General features: G+C 60.9%; 26 protein-coding genes. 8 read left to right on the top strand and 18 right to left on the bottom strand.

Features of this window, described 5'->3' with window-relative positions:
• Positions 1–13: 13 nt before the first annotated feature.
• Positions 14–1,426 carry a cation:dicarboxylate symporter family transporter gene (locus ACZ9H4_RS19870; RefSeq protein WP_476120454.1) on the bottom strand — a complete coding sequence of 471 codons (1,413 nt, stop codon included), beginning with the start codon at positions 1,424–1,426 and terminating at the stop codon, positions 14–16.
• A gap of 27 nt (positions 1,427–1,453) precedes the next feature.
• Entirely contained in the window at positions 1,454–2,824 is a 1,371-nt protein-coding gene (gene pcaB, locus ACZ9H4_RS19865) for a 3-carboxy-cis,cis-muconate cycloisomerase (protein WP_408143721.1), read from the bottom strand.
• A 154-nt stretch (positions 2,825–2,978) separates the two neighbouring features.
• Between pcaB and ACZ9H4_RS19860 the strand changes: the two genes are divergently transcribed.
• Positions 2,979–3,710, top strand: coding sequence for a GntR family transcriptional regulator (locus ACZ9H4_RS19860; RefSeq protein ID WP_408143719.1), 732 nt, complete (start codon positions 2,979–2,981; stop codon positions 3,708–3,710).
• Here ACZ9H4_RS19860 and ACZ9H4_RS19855 read toward each other — a convergent pair.
• Positions 3,691–3,864, bottom strand: coding sequence for a hypothetical protein (locus tag ACZ9H4_RS19855; protein ID WP_476120452.1), 174 nt, complete (start codon positions 3,862–3,864; stop codon positions 3,691–3,693). The genes ACZ9H4_RS19860 and ACZ9H4_RS19855 overlap by 20 nt on opposite strands.
• On the opposite strand from ACZ9H4_RS19855, the gene ACZ9H4_RS19850 reads away from it, so the two are divergent.
• Complete coding sequence (locus tag ACZ9H4_RS19850; RefSeq protein ID WP_476120450.1) at positions 3,857–4,120, top strand: hypothetical protein; 264 nt, start codon at positions 3,857–3,859, stop codon at positions 4,118–4,120. The genes ACZ9H4_RS19855 and ACZ9H4_RS19850 overlap by 8 nt on opposite strands.
• Before the next feature lie 59 nt (positions 4,121–4,179).
• On the opposite strand, the gene ACZ9H4_RS19845 is transcribed toward ACZ9H4_RS19850, so the two are convergent.
• The 3 genes from ACZ9H4_RS19845 to ACZ9H4_RS19835 form a co-directional block, all read right to left on the bottom strand.
• Positions 4,180–4,800 carry an NADPH-dependent F420 reductase gene (locus ACZ9H4_RS19845; protein WP_476120804.1) on the bottom strand — a complete coding sequence of 207 codons (621 nt, stop codon included), beginning with the start codon at positions 4,798–4,800 and terminating at the stop codon, positions 4,180–4,182.
• Between the two features lie 166 nt (positions 4,801–4,966).
• Positions 4,967–5,908 carry an SDR family oxidoreductase gene (locus tag ACZ9H4_RS19840; RefSeq protein ID WP_476120448.1) on the bottom strand — a complete coding sequence of 314 codons (942 nt, stop codon included), beginning with the start codon at positions 5,906–5,908 and terminating at the stop codon, positions 4,967–4,969.
• 52 nt (positions 5,909–5,960) lie between these two features.
• Complete coding sequence (locus tag ACZ9H4_RS19835) at positions 5,961–6,587, bottom strand: NADPH-dependent F420 reductase (RefSeq protein ID WP_476120446.1); 627 nt, start codon at positions 6,585–6,587, stop codon at positions 5,961–5,963.
• A 126-nt stretch (positions 6,588–6,713) separates the two neighbouring features.
• On the opposite strand from ACZ9H4_RS19835, the gene ACZ9H4_RS19830 reads away from it, so the two are divergent.
• Positions 6,714–7,166, top strand: coding sequence for a winged helix-turn-helix transcriptional regulator (locus ACZ9H4_RS19830; RefSeq protein WP_408143709.1), 453 nt, complete (start codon positions 6,714–6,716; stop codon positions 7,164–7,166).
• An 860-nt stretch (positions 7,167–8,026) separates the two neighbouring features.
• Here ACZ9H4_RS19830 and ACZ9H4_RS19825 read toward each other — a convergent pair.
• The 6 genes from ACZ9H4_RS19825 to ACZ9H4_RS19800 all read right to left on the bottom strand — a co-directional run bounded on the left by ACZ9H4_RS19825 (position 8,027) and on the right by ACZ9H4_RS19800 (position 13,454).
• On the bottom strand, positions 8,027–8,776 hold the full coding sequence (locus ACZ9H4_RS19825; protein WP_476120444.1) for an IclR family transcriptional regulator: 750 nt from the start codon (positions 8,774–8,776) through the stop codon (positions 8,027–8,029).
• An 11-nt stretch (positions 8,777–8,787) separates the two neighbouring features.
• Complete coding sequence (locus ACZ9H4_RS19820) at positions 8,788–9,540, bottom strand: amino acid ABC transporter ATP-binding protein (RefSeq protein ID WP_408143705.1); 753 nt, start codon at positions 9,538–9,540, stop codon at positions 8,788–8,790.
• Entirely contained in the window at positions 9,537–10,181 is a 645-nt protein-coding gene (locus ACZ9H4_RS19815; RefSeq protein WP_476120441.1) for an amino acid ABC transporter permease, read from the bottom strand. Before ACZ9H4_RS19815 ends, ACZ9H4_RS19820 begins: the two co-directional genes overlap by 4 nt.
• Positions 10,182–10,192: 11 nt before the next feature.
• A complete protein-coding gene (locus ACZ9H4_RS19810) occupies positions 10,193–10,909 on the bottom strand; it encodes an amino acid ABC transporter permease (RefSeq protein ID WP_408143702.1) in 717 nt (238 codons plus the stop codon).
• A 13-nt stretch (positions 10,910–10,922) separates the two neighbouring features.
• Positions 10,923–11,774 carry an ABC transporter substrate-binding protein gene (locus ACZ9H4_RS19805; RefSeq protein ID WP_408143700.1) on the bottom strand — a complete coding sequence of 284 codons (852 nt, stop codon included), beginning with the start codon at positions 11,772–11,774 and terminating at the stop codon, positions 10,923–10,925.
• Positions 11,775–12,554: 780 nt separating this feature from the next.
• Positions 12,555–13,454 (bottom strand): LysR substrate-binding domain-containing protein, encoded by a 900-nt coding sequence (locus tag ACZ9H4_RS19800; RefSeq protein WP_476120438.1) that lies wholly within the window; start codon positions 13,452–13,454, stop codon positions 12,555–12,557.
• A 138-nt stretch (positions 13,455–13,592) separates the two neighbouring features.
• On the opposite strand from ACZ9H4_RS19800, the gene ACZ9H4_RS19795 reads away from it, so the two are divergent.
• The 5 genes from ACZ9H4_RS19795 (at position 13,593) to ACZ9H4_RS19775 (ending at position 18,841) form a co-directional block, all read left to right on the top strand.
• Positions 13,593–14,915, top strand: a complete 1,323-nt coding sequence (locus ACZ9H4_RS19795) for an NAD(P)/FAD-dependent oxidoreductase (RefSeq protein WP_408153669.1) — start codon at positions 13,593–13,595, stop codon at positions 14,913–14,915.
• A 66-nt stretch (positions 14,916–14,981) separates the two neighbouring features.
• A complete protein-coding gene (locus ACZ9H4_RS19790; protein ID WP_476120436.1) occupies positions 14,982–15,707 on the top strand; it encodes an amino acid ABC transporter ATP-binding protein in 726 nt (241 codons plus the stop codon).
• Positions 15,708–15,782: 75 nt separating this feature from the next.
• Complete coding sequence (locus ACZ9H4_RS19785; protein ID WP_408143694.1) at positions 15,783–16,601, top strand: substrate-binding periplasmic protein; 819 nt, start codon at positions 15,783–15,785, stop codon at positions 16,599–16,601.
• 84 nt (positions 16,602–16,685) lie between these two features.
• Complete coding sequence (locus ACZ9H4_RS19780) at positions 16,686–17,480, top strand: amino acid ABC transporter permease (RefSeq protein ID WP_408326151.1); 795 nt, start codon at positions 16,686–16,688, stop codon at positions 17,478–17,480.
• Positions 17,481–17,503: 23 nt separating this feature from the next.
• Positions 17,504–18,841: an NAD(P)/FAD-dependent oxidoreductase gene (locus ACZ9H4_RS19775; RefSeq protein WP_476120433.1), complete on the top strand. Its 1,338-nt coding sequence runs from the start codon at positions 17,504–17,506 to the stop codon at positions 18,839–18,841.
• Between the two features lie 275 nt (positions 18,842–19,116).
• Here the strand turns inward: ACZ9H4_RS19775 and ACZ9H4_RS19770 are convergent, their stop codons facing one another.
• Genes ACZ9H4_RS19770 through ACZ9H4_RS19745 form a run of 6 tightly spaced genes read right to left on the bottom strand, consistent with a single transcriptional unit; the run spans position 19,117 to position 24,408 of the window.
• Positions 19,117–20,085: a Gfo/Idh/MocA family protein gene (locus ACZ9H4_RS19770; RefSeq protein WP_476120430.1), complete on the bottom strand. Its 969-nt coding sequence runs from the start codon at positions 20,083–20,085 to the stop codon at positions 19,117–19,119.
• A 38-nt stretch (positions 20,086–20,123) separates the two neighbouring features.
• Positions 20,124–20,975 carry a sugar phosphate isomerase/epimerase family protein gene (locus ACZ9H4_RS19765; protein WP_476120428.1) on the bottom strand — a complete coding sequence of 284 codons (852 nt, stop codon included), beginning with the start codon at positions 20,973–20,975 and terminating at the stop codon, positions 20,124–20,126.
• Positions 20,972–21,307, bottom strand: a complete 336-nt coding sequence (locus tag ACZ9H4_RS19760) for a Dabb family protein (protein WP_476120802.1) — start codon at positions 21,305–21,307, stop codon at positions 20,972–20,974. Before ACZ9H4_RS19760 ends, ACZ9H4_RS19765 begins: the two co-directional genes overlap by 4 nt.
• 2 nt (positions 21,308–21,309) lie before the next feature.
• Positions 21,310–22,479, bottom strand: coding sequence for a dihydrodipicolinate synthase family protein (locus ACZ9H4_RS19755; protein WP_408143683.1), 1,170 nt, complete (start codon positions 22,477–22,479; stop codon positions 21,310–21,312).
• 7 nt (positions 22,480–22,486) lie between these two features.
• Positions 22,487–23,266 (bottom strand): 3-ketoacyl-ACP reductase, encoded by a 780-nt coding sequence (locus ACZ9H4_RS19750; RefSeq protein WP_408326140.1) that lies wholly within the window; start codon positions 23,264–23,266, stop codon positions 22,487–22,489.
• A complete protein-coding gene (locus ACZ9H4_RS19745; protein ID WP_408153654.1) occupies positions 23,263–24,408 on the bottom strand; it encodes an acyl-CoA dehydrogenase family protein in 1,146 nt (381 codons plus the stop codon). Before ACZ9H4_RS19745 ends, ACZ9H4_RS19750 begins: the two co-directional genes overlap by 4 nt.
• Positions 24,409–24,552 lie beyond the last annotated feature (144 nt).

Below are 24,552 nucleotides of genomic sequence, written 5' to 3'. Positions count from 1 at the left end.
ATGCGACATTCGATCAACGCGTGTGTCGGGCGCCTTTGAACGAAACGCCGTGAGGATGCTTTGCATCGTTCATGTCTTCGGGCAGCAGATTGCCGCCGGCAAGGCTTTCATCGGCCCGCGCAATTTCAGGGTAACGTTCAGGATGCAGATGTCGCTCAGCGATTGCCTCATCAAGGGTCCGCGACCACTTGGCGACGACTACCGTCGCCAGGCTGTTGCCGATCGTATTGCACGTGGCGATCGCCATCGACATGAAGCGGTACACGCCGAAGATCAACGCAAGGCCTTCGACGGGAAGGATGCCCGTCGACGTGACCGTCGCTGCAAATACGACGAATGAGCCCCCGGACACCGTGGCGGCGCCCTTCGACGTCAGCAGCATCAGCAGCAGAATGCCGATCTGATGATCCAGCGGGATGGGCACGCCGTACGCGTGAGCGATGAACATCACGCCCATCGACATGAAGATCGACGTACCGTCGAGATTGAACGCATAGCCGGTAGGCAACACGAGCCCGACCGTTTGCTTCGCGCAACCGAGCCGCTCGAGTTTAATCAGAAGACGCGGCAGGACGCTTTCGGATGACGCCGTACCGAGCACAATGAAGATTTCGTCCTTGATATAGCGGAGAAAGCGCCACAGACTGAAACCCGAGAGTTTCGCGATCACGCCCATCACAACGACGATGAACAGCACGATCACTGCATAGAAGCTCAACACGAGCTGCGCGAGCGCGATCAGCACCGCCGTGCCGTTGCTTCCCACCGAGAAGGCGATCGCGCCGAGCGTGCCGAGCGGCGCGAGCTTCATCACGAGATTGATGAACGAGAAGAGCACTTCGGAGATCAGATCCAGCCCTTCGTTGACGCGCACGCGTCGGTGCTCCGGAATGGCGAGAATGCCGATGCCGACCATCACCGCGAGCACGACAACTTGCAATAGCTCGCCCTTCGCAAACGCGCCGATGAAGTTGTCCGGCACGATATGCATGACGAACCCGGTAAAACTCTGCGGTGCAGCTTTGGTCGCGATCGCGGGCACGGCGCCGGCGGTGACGGACGTCATCGCCTTGCCCGTCTGTAGCAGATTGCCGGCGAGCAGCCCGAACGCGAGCGCGATGGTCGAGACGACTTCGAAGTAGACGATCGAGCGCCAGCCCACACGTCCCGCGCTTTTCACGTCGCCCGCCGAAGCGATGCCATGCACGATCGTGAGAAACACGAGCGGCGCGACGCCTGCCTTGATGAGTGCGAGAAAGATATCGCCGAGCACCTTGAGTTGCGTGCCGAACTTCGGGAACAACAACCCGACCGCAATGCCGGTCACGAGCGCGAGCAGCACCTGCATGCCGAGCTTGCGGTACCACGGCAGCTTCTTCGTCGTGGCGACGGTCGCGTCGCCGTGTGATACGTGTTCGTTATGCATCGCGTGTTCCTTCTCGATTCTTCAGGTTCAGATTTCGCGCGACAGTGCGACGGCCTGGTCCACCATCTGCGGTGCAAGACCGAGATAGTTCGCGGGATCGGTCATGCGGTCGATTGCGGCGCGGTCGAAGTGCTTCGTGACTTCGGGCAGCGCATTAAGCGCTTGCGCAAGCGTGCCGCCATGTTCGTTCACCGTGCGGCATGCGTCGTACACGATGTCATGCGCCTGCTGACGTCCGGTGTAGGGCGCCATGCCCATCATCACGGCTTCCGCGACGATCAAACCCTTGCTGATGCCGAGGTTGTGCTTCATGCGCGCTTCATCGACGATAAGGCCGCCTAGCGCGAACTTCGCTTGATGCAACGCGCCCGAGGTGAGAATGAAGCTTTCGGGAATGGCGATCCACTCAGCATGCCACGGGCCGGTGGCGCGCTCGAAGTCCTGAATCATCGCGTCGATCATCAGGCCCGCATGCTGGCGCACTGCCTTTGCCGCCGCCAGCATGAGTTCGCTGGAAATCGGATTGCGCTTCTGCGGCATGGTGCTGCTCGCGCCGCGTCCCTTCACGAACGGCTCGTAGACCTCCGCGAACTCAGTGGACGCCATGATCATGACGTCGAGCGCGATCTTGCCGAGCGAGCCCGTTATCAGCGCGAGCAGGTTCACGGCTTCGGCGAAACCGTCGCGCGCGACGTGCCATGTCGTTGCAGGCACGCCGAGTTTCAGTTCCTCGGCGAGCGCCTTCTGCACTTCGAAGCCCTTGTCGCCAAGCGATGCAAGGGTGCCCGCCGCGCCCCCGAATTCGACCACGGCCACGCGTTCGCGCATCTCCTTAAGCCGTACCTGATGACGATCGAACATCGCAAGCCAGATCGCAACCTTGTAGCCGAACGTCACCGGCAGCGCTTGCTGCAGGTGCGTGCGGCCGGCCATCGGCGTGTCGCGATGCTTCTTCGCCAGATCCGCGAGAATCGTGCGCAACTCCCGGATATCGTCATCGATCGAATCGAGTGCGTCGCGCACTTGCAGCGCGACCGCGGTGTCCATGATGTCCTGCGTCGTCGCGCCCCAATGAACGTAGCGGCCGGCGTCCCCACACATCTCGACCAGTTGATGCACTAGCGGCAGAATCGGATAGCCGACGATATCGGTCTCTTCGCGCATGTGATCGAAATCGATGCGTTCGATCGTCGACTCACGCGCAATCACTTCGGCTGCATCGCTGGGAATCACGCCTGCGCGCGCTTCTGCTTTAGCCAACGCAACCTCGACATCGATATAGCGTTGGATCAGCGCGTGATCGGAAAACACTGCGCGCATCCTGGCGGTGCCGAAAGCGTCGCGAAACAGAATGGAATCGACCACGGTGCTGGCCATCGGAACGGTGACATGTGTCATTGCGACCTCGAGAATTCGAACTAAGAGAGGGCGGACAGGGAAAAGTGGCAGCTGATAAGTCCGGACATATAGAGATTAATATGTTCGGACATGTCGAGGCAAGTTATGATTTACCCGTAGCAGGCAGAACGAAGACATTCCCAGAGACGACAAGATGAATCGACCCCATTACGCGGAAATCGCGCGCGAACTCACCGAAGCGATTGCTTCCGGGCAATATCCCGTCGGCACCGTCCTGCCGACCGAGCTGGAATTGCGGGATCACTACCGCACGAGCCGCCATACCGTGCGCGCAGCGTTGCATGAACTCCAGCAGCTGGGTCTGGTTTCACGCCGCAAGAACGCGGGAACTCGCGTCGAGTCGTCGCGCCCCAGGACTGAATTCCGGCCGACGCTTGCCTCCGTCGAAGACCTGGCCCAGTTTGGCTCGGAGCATCTGCGGCTCGTGCAATCGACAGAGATGGTCGTCGCGGACCGCGATCTGGCCAAGACGCTGCAATGTGCCGAAGGGGCGCGGTTCCTGCGCATTTCGAGCCTGCGCATCGATGGAGGAAAAGGCCGCGCGCCGGTCGGATGGACTGACGTGTACACCGCGCCCGAATATGCTGACGTGGCGGATGTTGCACGGGAGCAGCCCGACCAGTTGATCAGCTCCTTGATCGAGGAGCGGTACGGGCACAGCATTACGGAGATCCAGCAGGGGATTCAGGCGGTGTTGCTTTCGGAAGAGATGGCAAAGCGGCTCCGCGTGGAACACGGAGCCGCGGCGCTCAGGATCGTCCGGCGCTATCTGGACTCGGCGGGCGATTGTTTCGAGACGTCAGTCAGCATACATCCCGCCGAACGTTTTTCAATCGCGATGCGGCTTAAGCGCTCAAGTACCTGACGCATTTCATCATCCACTCGAATGTGCCGCCATTCGAACACTGCTCGATGCGGGAACCAACTACGACGGAAATCGCCAGCAGACCTTGCTTATCGCCGCGGCCCATTGCTGCAAAAAAATCCTTCACAATCTGGACATTCTCTAGCGTGCTCATCGAAATCTCTCCATTTCTGCGACGTCAGATCGTTTCCGATCCAGTCGGATACGATCTGAATAAATCCGCGACTGGAGCAAGGGAGGGAACGATCGCGTCCCTGAAGTCGGACGGTCTCTACTCCCTTGATCTGCCGCAGGGTTTTCAGGCCAAGCCGCAGCGTTTAGCTCCCACGCTCTTCGCCACGATTTCATGTGGTCGAAAAGCCGCCGTCGATAAACAACTCAACTGGAGTGGGTTGATGAGAACGACGTGAGAGATAACTTGCTCCCAATGGGGTTGTGGACCTGCCGGTGAGGACGCGGCGTCGGTGATTCAGCCGATCTCGACGTTCAAGGCGATATCCCAGGTGCCGGCGCCGTTTTTCGCCAGGCCGATCATCATCAGACCGAGCGCCTCGAGCGTCGAGGCCATGTGCAGGCCACCGACATCCAACGGACGCAGTCCGAGACTCTCGATGAAGGTCGAGACGCGCGCCTTGGCCTGCGCATCGTCGGCTGCGATGAACGCGTCGAAGCGTCCGTTCCTGGCAAGGACGTGGCCAAAGACGGTGTTGAACGCCTTTACGACGTGCGCGGTGGCGGGAAGACCCTTGGCGATCTCCTGCGCGCCGGAACTGCCGTGCGGGGTGACGAGGCCGGAAAGGTCCGGGGCAACCGGATTGGTGATGTCGATGATCACCTTGCCTTCGAGCGCGTCTCCGTAATCGGCCACTACCGCCGCCGCACTGCCGTACGGCACGGCGAGGATGACGATATCGCCTGTCGGCGCGGCGGCGTAAGTCCCTGTGGTCGCCCCCGCTGAGAGCTTATCGACCAGCGCCCGCGCTTTGGCTGGGTCGCGGCTCAGAACCTCGACGGTATGTCCTGCCTTGGCAATACGGCCGGCGACCGCCGTGGCCATGCCTCCTGCGCCAATGATGCTAATAGTGCTCATGTAAAATATCCTTCTGAGCTGGGGTATGCCCGTAATCTGTACGGGGCTTTCGCCCATCATGTTTTTCGTGTGCGCCAAGCCACTTGCGTCACCCTCCTATCACTCCGGGAGGATAGTGTCCTGGTCGGGCGCGCCGTGATGTGGGAGTCCCTGTCGTCCGTTTAGCTCAGCTGGCAGGGAAGTAGTGGCCATTGTCCATATCGGCAAACAGGCCGGGCTGCGTGGGTGTCCAGCCGAGCGTCTGGCGCGTGATGGCATTCGATGCCGGGGTATCCAGCGTGACCAGATTCGCAAGGAACCCGAAATACCCCGGTAGCATCAGCACGTCCGCGGGAATGGGCACGGCGGGCAGCTTCAAGCGACTGCCGATGGCCTCGGCGATCTCGCGGTATGGAATGCTCTCGTCTGCAACCGCGTGCCAGCTTCTGCCGGCGGCGCCCTTCTCAAGCGCCAGGCGGAACACGGTGGCGAGGTCGCGGGTGTGCACGGCGGCCCACCTGTTCGCTCCGTCTCCAGGGTAACCGACGAAACCCTTTTCCTTCGCCAGCCCGATCAGCAGCGGAAGGAAGCCGGCGTTATCGGTCGCGCTGTGCATGATTTCAGGAATCCGAACGACCGAAGACCGCACACCTTTTTCGGCGAGGCCGATTACAGTGGTTTCCACGATGTTACGAACCCGCAAGGTGTACTTGTATGGATCGCCGCCGGGAAGAGGCGGATCCTCCTCGGTGGCCGGCCGACCCAGGTCTTCCCAGCCGGGCGAGCCGATGCTTCCCGATGAGACCAGCGGCTTTCCGGTTCCGGCCAGCGCCTCGCCATATGCGAGCATGATCTGAAGCTCCGCATCGGCCACGGCGTTGATCCCGCCCACCGGAATCAGGTCTTGCCGGTGTGCGACATGGATGACACCGTCGGAGGCGGCCGCCGCTTCTTTAAGACCGTCAAGATCCTCGAGGCTACCGAGACGCGCCTTCGCACCGAGTGCGGACACCGCAGCCGCCGCCTTGTCTGAACGAGCCAGGGCGGTGACCTCATGGCCGGCGGCGATGAGGTCGGAGATGATGTACGGACCGGAATGGCCGGTCCCGCCAGTGACGAATACGTGCATGTGAATGTTCCTTATGAGTAATGTGATGCGGGAAGCGATGGTACCGGTGCACTCAGCCGAGAAGGCTGACGCCGATTGAGAAGTTGGTGTGCTTGACGGAGTGGGTGAGGAGGCCCAGCGACAGCAGGCAGGCGTGCTCCAGTGTCCTCGCCATGGACAGCGGCCCGGTATCCATTGGACGCAGTCCGAGGCTCTCGATGACGCGTGCTTTCGTGTGCTCGTCGTCCCCGGCGATGAACACGTCCAATGGGTGGCCCGGGACGGGACCGACCGCCAGGACGTGGGAGAACTGGGTGTTGAACGCCTTGACGACTTTCGCACCGGCAGGGGCGGCCCTGGCGATCTCCTTCGCGCCGAAACTGTCTCCAGGGGTCACGAAGCTCGTGTGGTCGGAGGCGACCGGATTGGTGATGTCGACAAGAACCTTGCCTGCCAGCTCTTCGCCATACTGCTTCACCACGTCAAGAACGGCGGAGTAGGGAACCGCCAGGATGACAATGTCCCCGGGCGGGGCGGCGCCGAACGTACCTGTCGTCGCACCGGCTCCGATCTGCTCGGCGAGCGCCCGCGCCTTGACGGCGTCGCGACTCATCACCTCGACGGTGTGTCCGGCCTTGGCGGCAAGGCCGCCGATCGCTGCGGCCATGCCGCCTGTGCCGATGATGCTGATAGTGCTCATGTGCAGCCTCCTGGTTTGTTGGGTGCTGCTCGTACTCCCGGACAACCATGCTAGACATTTTACTTGCAAAAAACAAGTAAACAACGGAATTTACTTGCGATATGCAAGTGATGTTAATATCTCGCCATGAAGACGACATCTAAAGAAGACATTCGGTCTCATTGCGCAGTGAACTACGGCGTGGAAATCTTCGGCGACCGGTGGTCGCTCCTGATCATTCGCGACATCGTTTTTGTTGGCAAAAAGACGTATGGCGAGTTCCTGAAATCGGAAGAGGGAATCGCGACCAATGTCCTGGCTTCCCGTCTTGCCTTTCTTGAGGAGCAGGGAATCCTCTCGAGGACACCGAGCGCCGACGACGGGCGCAGGGACTTTTACAGGCTGACCGAGAAGGGCCTGGACCTCATTCCCATTGTCCTTAACATAGTCCTTTGGAGCGCAAAGCACGATTCGAAGTCGTACGTGCGGCGCCGTAAGGAGTTCGTTGCTCGATTAAGTCAAAGCCCCTTACAGGTGAGCGAAGAGGTGAAGGCGCTGGTCCGCAATGGCGGATGCATGTTTCCTGAGAGCAAGGAATGAGCAAGACGGCAAGCGCGCCCTGTCACGTCGCACGAACGATATGCACACACCACCGGCTACGAGGTGCAGCGAATAGCGGGGGCCGTTGTCCGAAACGGTCCTGGAAGCTGCCATTAATGTTTCACCAACCCCAGCGGCGGTTCAGGGTCGATTTCGGTCCGACGAGCGATGCGTGGTCTGCGAGTTCACCGTGCCAGGCGTCGGGCAGGGTTCTGCCACTACCAGCGGTCCAGTGAGCGGGGATACGTGCCTTTTGAACGGCTGCAACACCCACCGAACGGCCCTTCGATTCGCGACGCGTCTTCGACGCTCAAGTCGTGCGTTCGTTTGACTTCCAGAATTAGCCGTTCGACTTCGAGGTCGCCGCGATAGCGTTCCGTCGCGGAGACGCGACAGAGGCTCCGAAAGTGCCTGGCTGGCTGACCGGCAGTACGCCCCGCGCATTTCTCAACGCCACGGCCCTTTCAGCAGGCAAAGCGGTGCCCCATCAGTAGTCACTCTTCAGTGCATCGGTATAGGCGCAATGGAGGTGACGCTTTCGCGCGTCGCATGGTTCGACGTTGACTGCGTCCATGCTTCTTCCGAGCATGAGCATTCGCATACCGCAGAAAAATCAGGAACTTCCTTCTTCGCTCGAAGCTGCCGCACGTGTAAGAGTCGCGTGCTCATCCTGAAGCGATGCTGCCGCTTCATGTGGAACCTCCGCGCGAGGTGGCCGTGCGGCGGCAGCGTGTTCGTTCGCCAATCCGCTGAGCGAACGCGCGTAATACGCCACCGCTTTGCGCAGAATATCGTTCACTTCCTTGAGCGCCGCGTTCTCCTGTTCCAACTCATCGATACGCTGAAGCCGTGTATCCATGTCAGCGATGCGAAAGCGCCTGCGCCGACTGAAGTAGATCGTCCAGCATCGACCGACGGCGTTCGGGGTCTGTGTCGCGGCCCGTCATGAAGCACAGCGCGGCGATCGGCGTGCCCGCGCGGTCGCGAACGGGCGCGGCCATGCAAAGCCGGAACGCGTTGGACAGGCCTTCCGTGCAGCAATAGCCAAGCGCTTTCGCGTACTGCACATCGCGCATGAATTCATCGAAATCGATGCGCACGCCGTTGTCGAGCACGAAGTCATCTGCAGGAATCAGGGTGCGGATGGCGTCGGCGTTCATGTGACCGAGCAGCAGGCGTCCGGTCGCGGTCCACGGAATCGGCACACGCACGCCGATATCCGAGCTGATGTTGAACGGCCGCGCACTGTTCTCCGATAGCACGACCGAGTACTTGTTCCCTTCAAGCATGCACAACTGCGTGGTCTCGTCGTACTTGCGAACGAGCGCGAGAATAGACTGATGCGCGCGGCTGATGAGGTCGTTGTGCGTCGCGTAGTCCGAGCCGTAGTAATGCATCTCGCGTCCGAAGAACACATTGCCATCCGCCGATGTTTCGAGCCAGCCCACTTCGGTGAGAATGGCGACGAGTTCGTAGATGCTTGAACGCGGTGAGCCGGTCGCTTCGATTAGCTCGCGCATCGTCATGGGCCGCTGCGCGTGATGCAGCTTCCTGAAGATATCGATGACACGGTCCACGCCTCGCGCGCGCGACGATTCCGTTACTGACATTCGTTCACCCTTCAATGGTCGAGCACACGGCTGAGAAACTGTCGCGTGCGTTCGTTCGACGGGTTGACGAAGATTTGCTCCGGGTCGCCTTGCTCTGCAATCACGCCCTTGTCCATGAACACGACGCGATCCGCCGTCTTCCGCGCAAAGCCCATTTCATGGGTCACGACGACCATCGTCATGCCGTCGCGCGCGAGGCCGCGCATCACTTCCGTCACTTCGCCAACGAGTTCGGGATCGAGTGCGGATGTGGCTTCATCGAAGAACATGATGCCGGGTTCGACCGCCAGCGCCCGCGCAATGGCGACGCGCTGCTGCTGTCCGCCCGACAACTGGCTCGGATAATGCGACGCGCGGTCCGCGAGACCCACGCGGTCGAGCGTATCCATTGCGCGTTTGCGGGCATCGGCGGGCGACATGCCGCGCGCCTTGATCAGCGCGAGGGTGACATTGCCGAGCGCGGTCTTATGCGGGAACAAGTTGAACTGCTGAAACACCATGCCGACGTGGCCGCGAATTTCGCGCGCGCGCTTCGGATCGTGCAGGGGCACTTCGTTGACCCACACTTCGCCGGAGTCCGTCGTCTCCAGTCCGGCCATAATGCGCAGCACAGTGCTCTTGCCCGAACCGGATGCGCCGATCAGCACGAGCACTTCTCCTGCGCGCACGTCGAGATTGATCTCGTTGAGAACGCGCGTCGCGCCGAATGCCTTGCTCACGCCCGACAGCGAAATGACGGGCTTGTTCTGGATGGAATCGCTCACGTAAGTCTCCGGCGGTCATGATGGCGCACCCATTGCGAAAGCGGGAAGCACACGACGAAATAGATCAGCGCGACGAGTCCGTAAATCTCGACCGGCTTGCCGATGCGATCCACGATCGACTGGCCACCGTGCATCAGTTCGGACATGCCGATCATGCTGACGATTGACGTATCCTTGATGAGGGACAGATACTGCCCGACGAGCGGCGGCAACACGATGCGTCCGGTCTGCGGTAACACGACTGAGGCGAAGGCCTGTGTGCGCGATAGACCGAGAATCTGCGAGACTTCCCACTGTCCCTTCGGCACTGACTCGATGCCCGAGCGAAAGATTTCCGCGATATACGCGCCCTGATACACGCTCAAGCCGATCACGCCCGCTGCAAAGACATCGATTGCATAGCCGAAATACGAGACGCCGAAGTAGATGAACATCAGCGTGATGAGTACGGGAGTACCGCGAAACAACTCCGTATAGAGCTTCGCGATTCCGTTCGTGCCCCACGGCCCGAACGTCCGCAACACAGCGGCGAGCAGGCCGATGAGCGTGCTCCCGACGATCGCCGCGACCGACAAGAGCAGCGTCGTCACGAGACCTTGCAGCAAAATCGACAGACTGTTTTTCAGCAATTCGAGTGACATGGCTCAATCCCTCATGCACGATTCGCACGACGCAGCGTGAATCCAACCCAACGCGCACCCGGCCTCACGATGAGCGGCGGATGAAACATGCGTGCGCCGAGTTGACTGGCAATCCACGACAGCACATTGCTCAGCACCAGATACGCGACGAGCACGACCGCGAACGTCTGGACATACAGGAGCGTGCGCGAATTGATGACGGTTGCGGTGCCGGTGAGTTCGGGCAACGCAATTGCCGACAACAGCGAAGTACCGAGCAACAACTGAATCAGATAATTGACGATGGCCGGATACACCGCACGCGCTGCCTGCGGCAACACGATCTCTTTGAAAATCTGCCCGCTTTCCAGCCCAAGAATGCCGGCGGCTTCAACCTGTCCGCGCGGCACCGACTGCATGCCCGCGCGAAACACTTCCGACAGATACGCGCCCACGTTCACGCCCAGCGCGATGACACCGGCCCAATATGCATCGAGCGCAATGCCCATCGACGGCAAGCCGAAGAACACGATGAAAATCTGCAGCAGCACTGGCGTATTGCGAAAGGCTTCGACGTAAGCCCGCGCGATGAACCGCACGATGGCCGACGGCGACATGCTGGCAAGCGCCGCGATCAGACCGAGCGCGAGCGCCAGCACGAACGACAGCAACGTGACCTGCAAGGTCAGCCAGCCGGCCTTCAGAAACTCGGGGACATAGCCCCATAGAGTCAGCCATTGATAGCTCATCTGCGCCTCCGCTTCAGAACTGCGGATTGAGCGGATATCTCGGATCGACGCCGAACCACTTCTTGTACAACTGCGCATTCAGCTTCGATGCATTGATGTTGAACAGGAACAGGTTCAGATAGTTGAGCCACGCCTGGTCGCCCGCCCTCACGCCGAACGCGTTGTACTCGAGCGGTACGAGTGCTTCGTTCGTCACGGCCAGTTCCGGATCGAGCTTCGCCTGATACGCAAGGAAGTTGTTGTCCTCGATCATCGCATCGGCCTGGCCCTGCTTGACGGCGAGAATGGCCGCCTGCGAACTGTCATATTCCTGAATCTTGACGGGGATGCCCATCGAGCGGACTTCGTCGCCGTTGGTCGAGCCTTTCACCGTGGCAATGGTGCGCCCGCTCATGTCCTTCGCCGACTGGATGCCGCTGCTCTTCTTCACGAGCATCGCTTCGCTGGCGACAACGTACGGCGACGTGAATTCGACGACCTTCGCGCGTTCGAGGTTGCGCGTGAAGTTGCAGAACACGACATCGACCTTGGCGGTCTGCAGGTTCGGGATGCGGTTCGCGCTAGTGGTGTTCACGACTTCGAGCTTCACGCCCATTTGCTTCGCCAGTTCCTTGGCAAGGTCGACGTCGTAGCCGTCCGGATTGCCGTCTTTGTCGTAGAAGCCGAACGGCGCGAACGTGAGGCAGTCGCCGACGCGCAGCGTGCCGCGCTGAAGCACGGCCTGAAGCGTCGATGCAGGCGCCGCTGCCGCTGGACCCTGTTCGGGCGTCGCCACTTTCGTGCAGGCGGAGAGCGCGAGTAGTCCGCTCACGGCGGTTGCGGCAAACAGCAAGGCGGCCTTGGCGCCCTTGGTGGCGAACTTCATGTTCAGATCCTGATGAGGGTTGGTCTGAGAAACCGCTCCCAGCTGGGCCTCGCGTTCGCGACATTTACCGTCGAAACACTAGGATGTCCGATATACCGGACAGTTATCTGGCGAGCCGGATTGATGGCAAAGTGTTGGACGCTAAAATAGGCCGCGCAAGCAGCCAGAACCCTTATTGCTTCCAGAATTTTGTCGGGCTAGCCAACGATCGCGTTCGCGTGTTCGTCCACGGAGCGGTAACGATTTTTTGATTCTGCCGGCGAATGCGTTGCCCGCGCGGTCCGACAACGGCACGGTTTCCTTCCGTGGGACCAGACATGCCAGCAATGCGCCCGCGCGCGAAGTTCCGGGCATTGACGCAGTTCAGTAGTCGCGCGGCGTGAACGGAGGCCGGGATCAAGACGGCACCCAAGTGGCATGCAGCCGCCGCACGGTGCTTGAGCGTCGAGCATCCGCAACGGGACCGCCGGAGAAGGCGGTTTGAATGACCGGGCCGCTTCGTTACCCGTCTTTGGCTCGTTGGCGACACGACCGTCGGCAACGGGTCGAACAGCGCCACTGACCTTGCAGCAAAGTTCTACCAAAAGCCATCAATTACCCCTACCTTATTTCAGACACGCAAACAAAGGCCGGCCCCTCCAGGGGCCATTTGAAGCCGCATACGTCGCATGGTCCGCTGAGGGCACAGTCATTCCGACACGGAGAACGGTCTCGCCCGTCTTGCGATCGACGTCACAAACACCCTTTCAGCCCGAATCTGCCCCCTCGCTAACACTCGCGCTATCCACGATCACAGGCCTCCCGCAGATCCACACCATGGGCCAATTCCAGAAAACTTCTAACGATCGGATTCGGCTGCTGCAACTGCGGGCAAACCGTGAAACCGCGAAACATCACATCGGGTGAAAACGGCCGGAACGTGATCTTCGCGGGGTTGGCACCGTAAGTCGCCAGTGGATTCACCACGCCAATGCCCAACCCGCGCGACACCATCGCGCAAATCGTCGCGCCGTACGGCGTTTCGATGGTCGGCACCTGGGCGACGTCGGCCTGCCGCAGCACCCGATCCAGCGACGAGCGCGTATCGTCCGCATACGACGGCAGAATCAGGCTCTGGTCCCGGAGGTCGCGCGCCTCGATGTGCTCGCGAGCCGCGAGCGGATGACCTGCAGGTAGCGCGCACACACCTGCCAACCTGTACAGCTCGGCGCTCGTGACGCCGAACACATCGGGCGTGGTCGTCGCGAATCCAACGTCGCAATGCGCCGACGACGCCCAGCGCTGAATAGTCCCTTCGCTTCGCATCTCCAGCGAGATCGCAATGCGTGGATACGCCGCCAGGAAGCGCTCAATCACCATCGGCACGAAGGACAACGCCAGCACCGGCGCGGCGACGAGGCGCAAGCGTCCGCTGCCGAACTGGCGAATTTCCCGCGCCGAATGCGCGAGTTTTTCAAGGCCGACGAAGCTGCGATCCACCTCGCTGTAAAACGCGCTGCCAGCATCGGTTGCCTGAATCCGCCCGCCATTGCGCGTGAACAGCGCAAGCCCCGTCGACGCTTCCAGCTCCGAAATCAGCCGGCTGATGCTCGGCTGCGAAGTGCCAAGTTCTTCAGCGGCAGCAGTCATCGAACCGCGCAGGATCACCAGTCTGAATGCTTCGATCTGTCTTTGATTCATCGGCTCCATTCATCCCACATCTGCAATCTAATCTTTAGCTTGCCATACCAAAAATGAATAGCAGGCGTTTTTGGCCGTATTTGACCGGATAGCCGACGCAAACCTAGACTGGCTTCAACCTGTCACCGGCCCTGAACGATGCGCTCCGATGCTCTCCTGTTCGACCCCGATTTTCGCGTCACTCCGTACTGGTGGGATGCTGCACCGCCGGAGACCGCTCGCGACGCGTTGCCGGCAAGCGTCGATGTCCTGATTGTGGGCAGCGGATATTGCGGCTTGTCTGCAGCGGTGCAGGCCGGGCGACTCGGCGCCAGTGTGGCCGTCCTCGACGCCGAAGAGATAGGCGCAGGCGGCAGCACGCGCAGCGGCGGCATGGTGTCGAGCGGACAAAAGCTCGCCCTGACCAATGCGATTCGCGGCGTGTCCGCGGAGCGCCTCGGACGTCTGATGCATGAATCGATGGCGAGCTTCGACTATCTGAAGCGTCTCGTCGCCGACGAGTTGCTCGACGCCGACCTGCAGATCACCGGCCGCTTTTTCGGCGCTTTCACGCCGCGCCATTTCGACCGCCTGCGCCGCCAGGGTGACCTGCTGCGCGAGAAGACCGGCGTCACCGTGACCGTCGTGCCGCGCACGGAACAGCACGCGATCATCGGCTCTGACTACTACTACGGTGGCATTCTCGTCGACGAATATGGCGGCCTGCATACGGCCAAATATCATCGCGCGCTGCGCGATCTCTCACGACGCAGCGGCGCGACGCTGCACTCGCATGCGGGCGTCGAAGAGATCGAGCGCACGGGCACGGGCTTTCGGGTTCACGCCACGAGGGGCAAGGTCAACGCAAAGCATGTTCTGGTCGCGACCAATGGCTATACGGGGCGCCTGCTGCCTTTCTTCTCGCGACGCGTGCTGCCCGTCGCGAGCTACCAGATTGCAACGGAGCCGTTGCCGGTCGGCCTGATGGCCGTGCTCAACCCTGGCCGCCGGATGATCAGCGACTCCAAACGCAACCTGTTCTACACGCGGCCCTCGCCCGACGGCACGCGGATGCTGTTCGGCTCCCGGCCGGCTTGCCGTGAAGTCGGCGAGCGCGACGCTGCACGGATGCTGCACGCGAAGATGATCGAACTGTGGCCCGCGTTGCGCGATGTTCGCATTACTCACGCGTGGAAGGGTTATGTCGCAATGACGGGCGACAGGCTCGCGCATATCGGCACACAGGACGGCATTCATTACGCGCTCGGCTGCAACGGTAATGGCGTCGCGTTGATGAGCTATCTCGGCACACGCGTGGCCAGACACATGCTCGGACTCGATCCGCTGCCGGGCGCCTTTGGCGAAGGAGCGTTTCCTGTGAGCCCGGCGCGCATCGCCAGCCGTCTGAGCGTGCCGGTCGGCACCGCGCTCTACACGTTCGACGATTTCTGGAGCGGTCGCGTGCGCGCGGCGCTCTCGTGAGGTCGCGCCAGACAGTGCCGAATGCAGTTCGGACAACGAATCATTCAAGGTCCATGGGAGTTGCTGATGATTTCAATGCGCAATGTTTCGAAGTGGTATGGCGAGCACCGCGTGCTGACCGACTGTTCGACTGAGATCGGTCGCGGCGAAGTGGTGGTGATCTGTGGGCCGTCCGGCTCCGGCAAGTCAACGCTTATTAAAACGGTCAACGGACTCGAACCGGTTCAGCAAGGCGAGATCGTGGTGGACGGCACGTCCGTCGCGGCCCCCCATGCCAGACTGCAAAAGTTGCGCGCACGGGTTGGCATGGTGTTCCAGCACTTCGAACTGTTTGCGCATCTGAACCTCCGTCAAAACCTGACGCTCGCGCAGGTCACCGTGTTGCACCGCAGCCGGGACGAGGCCTCGGAAAGAGCGCGCACGTTGCTGCAACGCGTGGGACTGAGGGCACACGAAGACAGGTTTCCTTCGCAGCTTTCCGGCGGTCAGCAACAACGCGTCGCGATTGCGCGAGCGTTGTCGATGGATCCGGTTGCCATGCTGTTCGACGAACCCACTTCGGCGCTCGATCCGGAGATGGTCAACGAAGTCCTCGACGTGATGACGGGTCTCGCGCAAGAGGGCATGACCATGTTGTGTGTGACGCATGAGATGGGTTTTGCGCGCCGGGTGGCCGATCGCGTCGTCTTTATGGATCAGGGCGCGATTATCGAGGACGACAGCAAGGATGCCTTTTTCGACCGGCCGCGCTCCGCGCGCGCCCGCGATTTTCTTTCCAGGATTCTCCACTAAACGCCTGACCGGCTGAACTTTCCCCCTAACGTACATCATTCATTCCATCGCAAGCCCTCTCGACGGAGCACCCTCATGCGCATTCGCCATCTTCTCAGCCTCATTGCAGTAGTCGTGCCGCTATCGCTTACGTTGACAGGCGTCGCCCGCGCCGACGATGTCGGCACGCTGACGCCGGGCAAACTGGTCGCCGGCGTCGATGCGAACAACAAGCCGTATTCGTATATCGACAACGGCAAAATGACGGGTTTCGACGTCGAGCTGTTGCGTGCGATTGCAACGAAGCTCGGCCTGAGCGCCGAATTCCGCGCGCAGGATTTCAGCGGACTGCTGCCAGGCGTGTCAAACCAGCAGATCGATCTGGCAGCCGGGTCCATTTCGATCACGAAGGAACGGCTGAAGATGGTCGATTTCTCGGAGGGCTATCTGACCGGGCTGCTGAGCGTTGCAACCTTGCCCGATAGCACGATCACCAGCGATCCGGCCTCGGTAAAGGGCAAACGCATTGGTGTCGTGCAAGGCACGATCGAGGACACGTATTCGGACAGCTATCTGCCGGGCGCGCAGATCGTGCGCTTTCCGAATCTGAATGCAGGCTTCCTGGCGATGCGCTCGAAATATATCGACGGTTACTTCGTGGATAAAACACTGGTCGAAGGGCTGCAAGGCAAGTACCCGCAGATGAACATCGCCGACAAGCTGGATATCTCCGCCGTCAATCTGCCGGCCGGTTTCCCGATCCACAAGGGCAATGCGAAGCTCGAAGCGGCGGTTAACAAGACCATCGACGAACTGGTCGCCGACGGCACGTGGACCCGGCTGTATCTGCAATTCCATCCGGGTTATCCGAAGCCCGCGAGCCTGCCGCCGTACGCAATGAAGAGCGGTAGCTAGGGTGGCGCTACCGAAGCCCGGCAACCTGGGTCAGGTTGCCCGACGACTGGTGGCCGCCTGCTGCCGCTCAACCAGGACCGCATCATGAATGCTTTCTTGCAAAACTTTCTCGACTGGCCGTTGCTGACGTCGTCGATGCCATCGTTGCTGTGCACGGGCCTCGTCAACACGCTTGTGCTGTCGGTGTTTTCTACCGTGCTGGGCATCGTCGTGGGTATGGTGCTCGCGTTGATGGCGGTATCGCACACGCGCTGGCTGATGTTGCCCGCCCAGGTATTCATCGACGTCTTTCGCGGCCTGCCCGCTGCCCTGGTGATTCTGCTGGTGGGGCAGGGGCTCGCGCCGTTAGGGCTGGCGCTGTTCGGGCCGAATCCATATCCGCTCGCCATCGTCGCGCTCGGGCTGATTTCGTCCGCGTATATCGCCGAGATTTTCCGCTCGGGCATTCAGAGCGTCGGGCGCGGGCAACTGTCCGCCTGTCAGGCGCTCGGCATGACGTACTGGAGTGGCATGCGTCACGTGATCGTCCCGCAAGGCGTCCGACGCATCCTGCCCGCGCTCGCCAACCAGTTCATTTCTATCGTCAAGGATTCGAGTCTCGTCTACTTCCTCGGTCTGCTGACGTCGCAGCGCGATCTGTTCACGATCGGCCAGAATGCCTCGGTGAATACCGCGAACCTGTCGCCGCTCGTCGCGGCGGGCGTCGTCTATCTGCTCGTCACGATACCGCTCACGCACGCGATCAATCACATCGACCGCTGGACCAACCGGCATTCAAATCCGACGCGCGGCCACGCGAAATCCAACTCACGCCGTCAGCGCGATGCACAAGCCAGCGGGGCATCGGCCGCGACCGGCATCGCCGATCAACATAACTAGTCTTCACGGGCAGGATATCCACTATGGGACCCAAAGTTGACACAGTCGCCGACGACACCAGCTTGCCCGCGCAAGTCGATGTCGTCGTTATCGGTGGCGGCATTATCGGGGTGAGCACGGCCCTTTATCTGAGCGAAAAAGGCTTGCAGGTTGCGCTGTGCGAGAAAGGTCATATCGGCGGTGAGCAGTCGAGCCGCAACTGGGGCTGGGTACGCGTCACGCATCGCGACATGCGCGAATTTCAGTTGAGTATCGAGAGCCTGAAGCTGTGGCGCAATCTCGATGCGAAGCTCGGTATCAATACCGGTTTCACTCAATGCGGCATTCTCTATATGACCGCCGAGGACGACGCGATGGAAAAGCATCGCGTATGGCTGGACAAGGCGCGCAATCTGGCGGGTGATGCTTTCGACACGCGCGAAGTGGAGGGCAAGGAGGTCGCTAGTCTGTTGCCTGGTTCGTCGCGGAAATTCAAAGGCGGTCTCTACACGCCGGGTGACGCCCGTGCCGAACCGCAGCAAGCCGCGCCCGCGATCGCCAATGCGTTGCGCAAGCGTGGCGTCAAGATCCTGACACCGTGCGCTGCGCGCGGCATCGAAACGAGCGGGGGACGCGTCAGCGCCGTGGTCACCGAACATGGCACGATCCGCTGCGACAGCGTGGTCGTGGCGGGTGGCGCGTGGTCGCGGCTCTTTTGCGGCAACCTCGACGTGGACATTCCGCAGTTGATGGTGAAGGCGTCGGTGCTGCGCACCGAGCCCCTTGAAGGCGGCCCGACCTGCAGCGCGAGCGACAAGCGTTTCGCGTTTCGCAAACGCGCCGACGGTGGCTATACGATTGCCGCCGGCTTTCGCACCTATAGCGATCTCACACCGGACTCGTTCCGGCTGTTTTTCAAATACATCGAAGCGCTGAAGAGTCAGATTGGCTCGTTGCGAATCGGGATTGGCGAGCGGTTCTTCGAAGAGTTGCGCCGTCCGCGGCGCTGGGCGTTGGACCGGCCTACCGTGTTCGAACAGGTTCGAACACTCGATCCAGCGCCGATCAGCGAATACACGGATGCGGGCTTGCGTGAATTCACGAAGGTCTTTCCGCATCTGTCGAACGCGCGCGTGGCGCAGCGCTGGGCGGGCAATATGGACGTCACGCCCGACGCGATTCCTGTGATCTCCGGCGTCGATACGGTGCCAGGCATGTTCATCGGCACGGGCTTTTCCGGACATGGATTCGGTATTGGTCCGGCGGCGGGCAAGCTGATAGCCGATCTCGTAGCCAACGACACCCCACTCGTCGATCCCAACGCGTTCCGGCTCAACCGTTTCAGCGACGGCACGAAAATCGTCATCGACGCCGGCTTCTAGCGCACTACGGCAACGGAGTTTTCAAGCAAGAAAGGAGCGATGATTTCCGGCGGCAAGCGCGGCATCGGCCTCGCAGTCGCAACCGAACGGTCACGACGCGGCCATCTGCTGTCTCTCGGCGTGCGCGAGCACCTTTCCCATGGGGTTCGACCGATAAAGGCGATTTTCCAGGTGGCATGTTTCGCAGGGAAACGGTTGCGGATACTGACTAGATGTACTTTACGGTGTAACCGCCGGCGAACACCTTAGCGTCGAGCGCATTATCGATTGAATCGTCATAAAAGTATCTGATCGATAACGCGCTGATTGCCGAGCGAGTTCTCAAGAGTGAAAGCCAGATTCGCCTTCTGACCGAGCACCACTCTCGAAAAATCTTCAACCATAAGTTGGTATTGGTCGACATCGCCGAACTCAATGGTGCGTGTTTGACCTGTCTCGTCCGAACGATGGCGAATTTGAGCGGGACCGTAGACGCCTGGATTGAAGGGGGCATCAACGCTCAACCAGCCTTTCGTTCCGTGAAAGATCATGTGCTGCCGGCGCGACAGTTGGGTGCCGCAGTAGAACGTCATTGAGAAATCCGTGAAGTCAGCGGTGCATCGCGCGAACCGGTCCGTGCCGAAGCGGGGATCGAGCAGAACCTCGGCATGCACACCGGTCGGTTCACGTCCTGTCGCGAGACGCGTAGTCACGACCGGGTACACGCCGATATCGCGCACTCCGCCACCGCCGAGTGACAGATTATTTTTCAGCGCATTGGGGTCGTCGTTGAAGTAGGTGAACGATCCTTCGATCAGTTCGAGTTCGCCGAGCATCCCCGAAGCAACGCTCTCGCGAACAAAATCCCACTGCGGATGATGCGCCACCATGAATGCTTCGCCGCATACCAGGGCCATTTTGTCGCGTAAGGCGATCAGATCGAGCACCTCGCCAGCATTCATTGCGATCGGCTTTTCACACAGGACGTGTTTTCCGCCGAGCAAGGCTTTCTTGCACCATTCGACATGGCTGGCCGTGGGCAACGGGATATAGACCGCGTCTACGTCGCGACTTCCGATCACCTCATCGTAGCTCGCCGACACATGCTCAATGCCGTGCCTGCTCGCGAATGCCTGCGCGCGTTCATGGTCGCGGCTGGCGACGGTGGTCACCCGGCCGTTGGACGAGCGTTGGATAGCAGGCACGACAAAGTTATCGGCGATCTTTGCGGCACCTAGTACACCCCAGCGAATCTTTTCAGTCATTTTGTCTCCGTGTATTCGTTTCGTTCAACGTGGCGCTGTTAGCAAACGGTCTGAAGACGTTCGGCGCAGATGGCGAGTACTTCGTCCGGCTCACGTCGCCACCAGTTTTGCGCCGAAAAGATCTCGGTTTCGACCAGGCCGTCATATCCGGCGCGCTCGACACAGGACCGCACCGCCGGTAGATCGACGACACCGTCACCCATCATTCCGCGATCGAGCAGCATGTCACCTGTTTCGTGCAACCAGTCGCAGACATGGTAAGCCATGAGGCGTCCCGCCTGCCCGGCCGCCGCGATCGACGCCGTCAATTCGGGATCCCACCAGCAGTGGTAAATGTCAACCGCAATGCCGACCAGCCCTGTGCGGTCCGGGTCCACGGTTTCACAAATAGTCAGAGCCTGCGCGACGGTGTTGACCACGGCGCGATTGGCCGCATACATCGGATGAAGAGGCTCGAGTGCGAGCGGCACGCCGCAGTCACGCGCTGTCTCCATCAGCATGGATATTCCGTCAATGACCTGGGCCCGTGCACCTTCCAGATCGCGGCTCCCGGGCACGATTCCACCGACCACCATCACAAAGCAACGTGCTCCGAGCACGGCCGCATCATGCAAGGCAGCCCGGTTTGATTCGACATTCGCATTGAATTCGGCTGAAGTCGCAGCGGGCAGATAGGTCGAGCGGCAGTAGCCGGTGACGGTCAGATCGAGCGCTTTGATCTGCCGCGCAAACAGCGCGACGTCGCCTTCCTCTACCTCGCGACGCCATGGCGCTATCCCGCCAAAGCCAGCTCGCGCAATGCGCTCAATCGTGCGACTGAGCGGCTCCCGATGGCCCAGCGTTGCGGTATTGATGGAGCACAGGTCGAGTCTTCCCTGAAGGTTTCTCATGAGTTTCCAGATCGATATCGAACACGAGCAAGCCTTGCGCGCCGTCTTCGAGTGCATCGAGAAGATGCCCCAATGGCTTGATGCGTGGGGTGCGCCAGGTAGGCGAAGCAGTCGTCGCGGCTCGCGAAATCCATCATGAAGCCGTCGGAGAACGACATGCTATAGCCTTCCGGCGACACATTGGGCCCGCATTGAAAGTTGTCAAACGCAATGCCGGGTACTTCCGTCAGTCGCCGGATCTGCTCGAAGAACGCAAGGCGGCCTGTCGGCGTCACTTCGTGCCGGAACCGGCAAAACACGATGTGCCGTACGGGTCCCCCAGATCGGGCCATGATCAGTTTCCGCATCCTAGTGGCGCCATGACCTTGCGGATGCGGATGACTGCATCTCCCGGATCGCGCAACAGGCCGGCCTGGTCGGCAAGGCGGAACACGTCGGCAAGATAGGCGGGTGGCCGCATACCGTGATGACCGCCCGGCATGAAGAAGTGATCCTGGAAGCCGTTCAGGTAGGCGAGGAACACCACGCCCGTCTTGTAGTACTGCGTGGGTGCGCGAAAAATGTGACGCGAAAGCGGTACCGTTGGCCCCAGCAACCTGTTGAAGGTCGCGACGTCGCCTGCGGAGAGGGCCGCCAACGCCTGAGAGGCCGCAGGTGCAATGGCGTCGAAAATGCCGAGGAGAGCATGCGAGAAATGGGTGCCGTCGCCGGCGATTAGCGCGGGATAGTTGAAGTCGTCGCCGGTGTACATCTTCACGCTTTGCGGCAGACGACGGCGGAACGTGATCTCCTTCTGCTCATCGAGCAATGAGATCTTGATGCCATCCACCTTGGCCGCGTTGGCCTCGATGATGTCGAGGCACACTTCGGCTGCATCTGGAAATGCGCTTGCGCCCCAGTAGCCCGCGAGTTCGGGGTCGAACATGTCGCCGAGCCAGTGGAGGATCACCGGTTGATCGCACATGGCGAGTACTTCGCGATAGACGCGACGGTAGTCGTCCGGTGAGCGGGCGACTTTCGCGAGCGCGCGGCTCGCCATCAGGATCACACGTCCGCCTACGCGTTGTACGGCTTCGAGTTGCTCCGCATACGCGCGGATCACCTGATCGCAATTCGTTACCGAAGCCGGCGTGATGTGGTCAGTGCCGCAACCGGAAGCGATAGCCGCCCCGGCAATATCCCGCGTGCCTTCGATGCTGCGCGTGATCAGTTCAAGTGCCGTGCTCCATGGCAGTCCCATGCCGCGCTGCGCAGTGTCCATGGCCTCCGCGATGCCTAGCCCCTGTTCGAGCAGATAGCGGCGATAAGCAATCGTGCGGTCCCAGTCGATGGCGGGCGCGGCGTTCAGTTCACCCGCGCGCAGCGGATCGGCCACCACGTGCGCGGCCGAGTACGCAATGCGGTTGAAGTCGCGCGCAGGTGGCCGCACCTCGAGTGGCGTGCCCTGCACGAGATACGTTTCCAATGCGCCGGACGCGGCCGGCAGTCTGATTGACAGGTTCATAGGTAGCTCAATATTTGGTGACGAGCAGGCCGCCGTCGACACGGATTGCCTGGCCGACGCTGTAGGGGAGGCCGCCGGTGGCAAGCGTGCGTACGGTGGTTGCGACTTCCTGCGGTGTGCCCCAGCGTTTGATGGCGGTCAGTCCCTGCTCGATCTGCGTGTCGTAGCGCGCGCGGGACGGCGCGGTCATTTCTGTCTCGATCAAACCGGGCTGCACTTCATACACGCTGATACCGTGGTCGGCGAGACGCAGCGAGAAGAGCGTGTTCGCCATCGACAGGCCTGCCTTGGATACGCAATATTCACTGCGTAAAGGCGAGGCTGCGATCGCATTGGACGACGTGATCGTGATGATCGACGGATGCGGAGCTACCGGGGCGACCTGACGCGCGAGGCAATGTTTCGCGAATGCCTGCATGAGAAAGAACGTGCCACGCGTATTCACGGCAACACAGCGGTCGAAACTTTCCGGCGTGACGTCGAGCAGGTCGCCGCGCGACATCACGGAAACGCCTGCGTTGTTCACGAGGCAGTCGATCTGACCGTCGAGAGCAGCTTCGATGGCGCGCAACGTTGACGGATGCGAATCGATATCGGCGAGGTCGGAGAGTGTCGCGATCGCACGAGCGCCGGTCTTCTGAACTTCGCTCACGGCACCGTCGAGCTCGTCCGACGCTACGGCATCGGTCAGCGCAATGTCGAAACCGGCGCGACCGAGTTCGATCGCGATCGCGCGCCCGATGCCACGCCGGCTGCCCGTCACAAGAGCGATGGGACGCGCGCTCATAACGCGGCTCCGTTGGCGAGCAGATCGCGTGCAACGATCGTGCGCTGGATCTGGTTGGTGCCTTCGTAGATCTGCGTGATCTTGGCGTCGCGATATAGGCGCTCGACTTCGTAGCCGCGAATGTAGCCGCTGCCACCGAAAATCTGCACGGCGTTCGCGCTGTGCTTGACGGCGGTGTCGCCCGCAAAGCACTTTGCCATTGAACAGGCAATGCTCGCGCGGTCGCCCGATTCGAGCCGTTCGGCGGCGTCGAGGACGAGCAGGCGCGCGGCCTGAATATCCGTCGCCATATCCGCGAGCATCCATTGAATGCCCTGTAGCTCGGCGATATGACTGCCGAACTGTTTGCGCGTTTGCGCGTATTCGAGCGCCGCTTCGAGCCCTGCCTGCGCGATGCCTACCGCCAGCGAAGCGATCCCCACACGGCCCTTGTCGAGCGCGCTCATCATCATGTGAAAGCCACGGCCTTCCGTGCCGAGCAGCGCGTCACGCGGCAACTTCACCCGGTCGAAATTCAATTCGCCCACCTGCGACGCTCGCTGCCCCATCTTGTGCTCCTTGGGGCCTTTCGATACACCCGTCAATGAACAGTCCACGATGAAGATACTCATCCCACGCTTGCCTGCCGAAGGATCGGTCCGGGCGAGTACGAATGCCACGTCGGCAACCGGCGCGTTGTGAATCCAGAGCTTTGCGCCGTTGAGTTCCCAGCCCTCACTCGTGCGCGTCGCGGTGGTGCGGATGCCGGAGACGTCGGTGCCTGCGTCGGCCTCGGTGATGCAATACGCCGGCCTTAGTTTCGCGCGCAGCAATGGCGCCATGTAGGTCGCGCGCTGCTCGTCGGTGCCGTGGACGGAAAGAAGGGTGCCGACCAGTTCGAGCAGCCCGCACTGGTCCGCTACGGACGCGTAACCGCGCGACAGTTCTTCCATCACGAGCGCATATGCCGTGACGTCGAGTCCGGCGCCGCCGAATTCTTCCGGCACGGTGATGCCGAACAGTCCCAACTCGCCCATCTGCGCGTAGATCTCCGCCGGGAAGCGCTCTTCGCGGTCGAGTTCCTCCGCGATGGGGCGGATCACTTCCTGTGCGAAGCGCCGGGTGGTTTCACGAATCTGCTGATGCGTTTCCGAGAGTTTCATGCTGTCTCCGTCCTCATGATCGGCACCTGTTTTGTGCCTGGTTTGTGCTGTGCAGGTAAACCCGAGCGTCGCGTATCACCGCTTGAATTACGTGATTTCCTGTGCCAACATTGGCAACAAGTAACCATCTGGATGGTTATTTAA

It is taken from the genome of Paraburkholderia sp. TE9906, assembly GCF_056279605.1.
This window is presented reverse-complemented; position numbering and strand designations above follow the sequence as displayed.

Excerpts from the sequence above, each read along its gene's own strand:
- ACZ9H4_RS19870 (WP_476120454.1), bottom strand. The coding sequence starts at position 1,426 with ATGCATAACGAACACGTATCACACGGCGACGCGACCGTCGCCACGACG.
- pcaB (WP_408143721.1), bottom strand. The coding sequence starts at position 2,824 with ATGACACATGTCACCGTTCCGATGGCCAGCACCGTGGTCGATTCCATT.
- ACZ9H4_RS19860 (WP_408143719.1), top strand. The coding sequence starts at position 2,979 with ATGAATCGACCCCATTACGCGGAAATCGCGCGCGAACTCACCGAAGCG.
- ACZ9H4_RS19855 (WP_476120452.1), bottom strand. The coding sequence starts at position 3,864 with ATGAGCACGCTAGAGAATGTCCAGATTGTGAAGGATTTTTTTGCAGCA.
- ACZ9H4_RS19845 (WP_476120804.1), bottom strand. The coding sequence starts at position 4,800 with ATGAGCACTATTAGCATCATTGGCGCAGGAGGCATGGCCACGGCGGTC.
- ACZ9H4_RS19840 (WP_476120448.1), bottom strand. The coding sequence starts at position 5,908 with ATGCACGTATTCGTCACTGGCGGGACCGGCCATTCCGGTCCGTACATC.
- ACZ9H4_RS19835 (WP_476120446.1), bottom strand. The coding sequence starts at position 6,587 with ATGAGCACTATCAGCATCATCGGCACAGGCGGCATGGCCGCAGCGATC.
- ACZ9H4_RS19830 (WP_408143709.1), top strand. The coding sequence starts at position 6,714 with ATGAAGACGACATCTAAAGAAGACATTCGGTCTCATTGCGCAGTGAAC.
- ACZ9H4_RS19825 (WP_476120444.1), bottom strand. The coding sequence starts at position 8,776 with ATGTCAGTAACGGAATCGTCGCGCGCGCGAGGCGTGGACCGTGTCATC.
- ACZ9H4_RS19815 (WP_476120441.1), bottom strand. The coding sequence starts at position 10,181 with ATGTCACTCGAATTGCTGAAAAACAGTCTGTCGATTTTGCTGCAAGGT.
- ACZ9H4_RS19810 (WP_408143702.1), bottom strand. The coding sequence starts at position 10,909 with ATGAGCTATCAATGGCTGACTCTATGGGGCTATGTCCCCGAGTTTCTG.
- ACZ9H4_RS19805 (WP_408143700.1), bottom strand. The coding sequence starts at position 11,774 with ATGAAGTTCGCCACCAAGGGCGCCAAGGCCGCCTTGCTGTTTGCCGCA.
- ACZ9H4_RS19800 (WP_476120438.1), bottom strand. The coding sequence starts at position 13,454 with ATGAATCAAAGACAGATCGAAGCATTCAGACTGGTGATCCTGCGCGGT.
- ACZ9H4_RS19795 (WP_408153669.1), top strand. The coding sequence starts at position 13,593 with ATGCGCTCCGATGCTCTCCTGTTCGACCCCGATTTTCGCGTCACTCCG.
- ACZ9H4_RS19790 (WP_476120436.1), top strand. The coding sequence starts at position 14,982 with ATGATTTCAATGCGCAATGTTTCGAAGTGGTATGGCGAGCACCGCGTG.
- ACZ9H4_RS19785 (WP_408143694.1), top strand. The coding sequence starts at position 15,783 with ATGCGCATTCGCCATCTTCTCAGCCTCATTGCAGTAGTCGTGCCGCTA.
- ACZ9H4_RS19780 (WP_408326151.1), top strand. The coding sequence starts at position 16,686 with ATGAATGCTTTCTTGCAAAACTTTCTCGACTGGCCGTTGCTGACGTCG.
- ACZ9H4_RS19775 (WP_476120433.1), top strand. The coding sequence starts at position 17,504 with ATGGGACCCAAAGTTGACACAGTCGCCGACGACACCAGCTTGCCCGCG.
- ACZ9H4_RS19770 (WP_476120430.1), bottom strand. The coding sequence starts at position 20,085 with ATGACTGAAAAGATTCGCTGGGGTGTACTAGGTGCCGCAAAGATCGCC.
- ACZ9H4_RS19765 (WP_476120428.1), bottom strand. The coding sequence starts at position 20,975 with ATGAGAAACCTTCAGGGAAGACTCGACCTGTGCTCCATCAATACCGCA.
- ACZ9H4_RS19760 (WP_476120802.1), bottom strand. The coding sequence starts at position 21,307 with ATGGCCCGATCTGGGGGACCCGTACGGCACATCGTGTTTTGCCGGTTC.
- ACZ9H4_RS19755 (WP_408143683.1), bottom strand. The coding sequence starts at position 22,479 with ATGAACCTGTCAATCAGACTGCCGGCCGCGTCCGGCGCATTGGAAACG.
- ACZ9H4_RS19750 (WP_408326140.1), bottom strand. The coding sequence starts at position 23,266 with ATGAGCGCGCGTCCCATCGCTCTTGTGACGGGCAGCCGGCGTGGCATC.
- ACZ9H4_RS19745 (WP_408153654.1), bottom strand. The coding sequence starts at position 24,408 with ATGAAACTCTCGGAAACGCATCAGCAGATTCGTGAAACCACCCGGCGC.